We start from the raw sequence: 2,086 nt of genomic DNA, 5'->3' as shown, positions 1-2,086 counted from the left end.
TCACCGCCCTTACCGCCGCAGGGAGTTCACGCCAGGCCTGCCACCAGGATCCCCCGCGATCGACCTCGCTCGAGCGGGGTGACCCCCAACCCGGGCCGAGCGGTACGACGGGCTCGGTCTGCCCCGGCTGCGGCAGGAAGAGGGAGAGGGACTGGTCGCGCCCGTGGGAGTGGAACGCGTGCAGGTCGGAGCCGGTGAAGGTGACCCGGACCAGAGACGGGCCGAGCCGCCTCGTCCGTACGACCTGAAGGGAGAAGAAGCGGAACGGGGCGGCCACGGCCGTCGTCATGCGGGCTCCTGGGCGTCGGAAAGGCTGAGGGTCAGGAAGGCTGAGGGTCAGGAAGGCTGAGGGTCGGGAAGGCCGGGGGTCGGGAAGGTCGGGGGTTCAGCTGACCTTCTCGGCCTTCTCCAGGGCCTCGGCGAGGTTGGTGAGCAGCGGCACGCACTTGTCGTACGACAGGATCGGCTCGGGGGAGCGGGCGATGACCTGACCGGCCTTGACCGCGGGCAGCTTCTTCCAGGTCGCCTTGGTGATGTCGGCGGGCTGTGTGGTCTGGGAGCGGTCGTCCATCATGATGATGTCGGCCTTGTACTTGTCGACGTTCTCCCAGCTCAGCGACTCGTACCAGCCGCCGCCCTGCTTCTTGGCGCTCTCCGGCGGCTCGACGAAGTTCACGCCGAGGGCCTTGAAGTACTCCAGGTCGATGGAGAGGTTGGTGCCGGAGACGTAGAAGAGCTCGGCGCTCGCGGAACCGGCCAGCACCTTGATACCGGGCCTGGCCCTGGCGGCCGCGCGCAGCCGGGCGGCCGCGCCCTCGAAGCGCTTCTTGGCGTCGGCGACCGCGACGGCCTTCAGGTCAGCGCCGAGCGAATCGGCGAGCGCCCACATGCGTTCCAGCGACGCGGTGAGCCGACGGTCGTAGACGGAGATGCCGAGGCTCGGGGCGAGCTTGGCGATCTGGTCCTTGGACTCGTCGGGGACGTACCAGAGGGTGCCGGCGGAGTCGAACATCGTGGAGACGAGCACGTCCGGTGCGAGCGCCGCGTACTTCTCGACGCTGAACTGGCCCCAGGTGTTGCCGAGGATCGTGACCTTGCTGATGTCCATGTCGCCGGCCTGGACGTCGGCCTTGCCGTCCTTGGTCTTCGTGGGGCCGAACACGCCCTTGACCGAGATGCCGTAGTCGTGGAGGGCGGCCGCGACACCGGTGAACGCGACGATGTTCGCCGGGACCTTGTCCAGCTTCACCGTCGTGCCGCGGTCGTCCCTGAAGGTCCAGGGGCCGGACCTGGCAGCCTCCGTGCCCTTGTCGGGGCCTGCGTCCTTGCCCTTGTCGTCGCCGCAGGCGGCGAGCGCGGCGCCGAGACCGAGGGCGCCGCCCGCGGCGAGCAGTCCGCGGCGAGTGAGGTGGGTGGCACGGGCATGGGACATGGATGCGACTGCCTTCGAACGGGGCGAGACGCCCGCCGGATAGTTGTTAGTTAGGTTAGCCTAACCTTCATTGTTGTCGAAGGGTGCAGGGCACGGGCGGGATGCGGTTCCACTCCCCTGCCTGTCTGCGGGTGCTGCGCGAGGCGTGCGACGCGCACGACGTCCTGCTGGTGTTCGACACCGACCCGACCGGTACCACCGACGTCGGCGACATCATCACCGTCATCGCGGCGGACGACACCTTCTCGGAATGGCGCTCGAAGCTCGTGGGGCAGGCGCGGGACAAGGGCATGAAGGCCCCCTGCGCCAAGGAGTGGGCCGAGTTCGCACACAAGGACGGGGGAAACCGGGGACCGGATCCGGGCAGCCCCTGGTACGAGGGGAACCCGGTCCGTGGCGCGGACCTCGACGTCTGGGGCGCCTTGACCAACGGAGGGATCGGCACCAAGAACTCCGCCGACGCGTTCCTCGGTACCTCAACAACCGCGTGAACCATTCGGCACGGCTCGGACAGCCGCGTGACCCGAAGGGGGGGGGGGGGGCGGTGTCGGGGGCCACCCCCCCCCCAACAACGGGGGCGTGGGTTTTGTGATTTCAGGGAGATTTAGTCTCCCCCTGCGCGGGGGCGCCCCCGCCGGCCACCGCGAGCCCGCG

At 69.3% G+C, this 2,086-nt stretch carries 3 protein-coding genes; 1 reads left to right on the top strand and 2 read right to left on the bottom strand.

From position 1 onward, the window contains the following. Together ACFW2E_RS29925 and ACFW2E_RS29920 are read right to left on the bottom strand one after the other, a co-directional pair. Nucleotides 1-289: siderophore-interacting protein (locus ACFW2E_RS29925; RefSeq protein WP_384470193.1), on the bottom strand; the 289-nt coding region annotated here is incomplete at its 3' end. A 96-nt stretch (nt 290-385) separates the two neighbouring features. Beyond that, nucleotides 386-1,432, bottom strand: coding sequence for an ABC transporter substrate-binding protein (locus tag ACFW2E_RS29920; RefSeq protein WP_384470192.1), 1,047 nt, complete (start codon nt 1,430-1,432; stop codon nt 386-388). Between the two features lie 101 nt (nt 1,433-1,533). Between ACFW2E_RS29920 and ACFW2E_RS29915 the strand changes: the two genes are divergently transcribed. Then, nucleotides 1,534-1,923 (top strand): hypothetical protein, encoded by a 390-nt coding sequence (locus ACFW2E_RS29915; RefSeq protein ID WP_384470191.1) that lies wholly within the window; start codon nt 1,534-1,536, stop codon nt 1,921-1,923. Nucleotides 1,924-2,086: the final 163 nt, after the last annotated feature.

The organism is Streptomyces sp. NPDC058964, assembly GCF_042741275.1.
In the GTDB taxonomy this organism is placed as follows: Bacteria; Actinomycetota; Actinomycetes; order Streptomycetales; family Streptomycetaceae; genus Streptomyces.
This window is presented reverse-complemented; position numbering and strand designations above follow the sequence as displayed.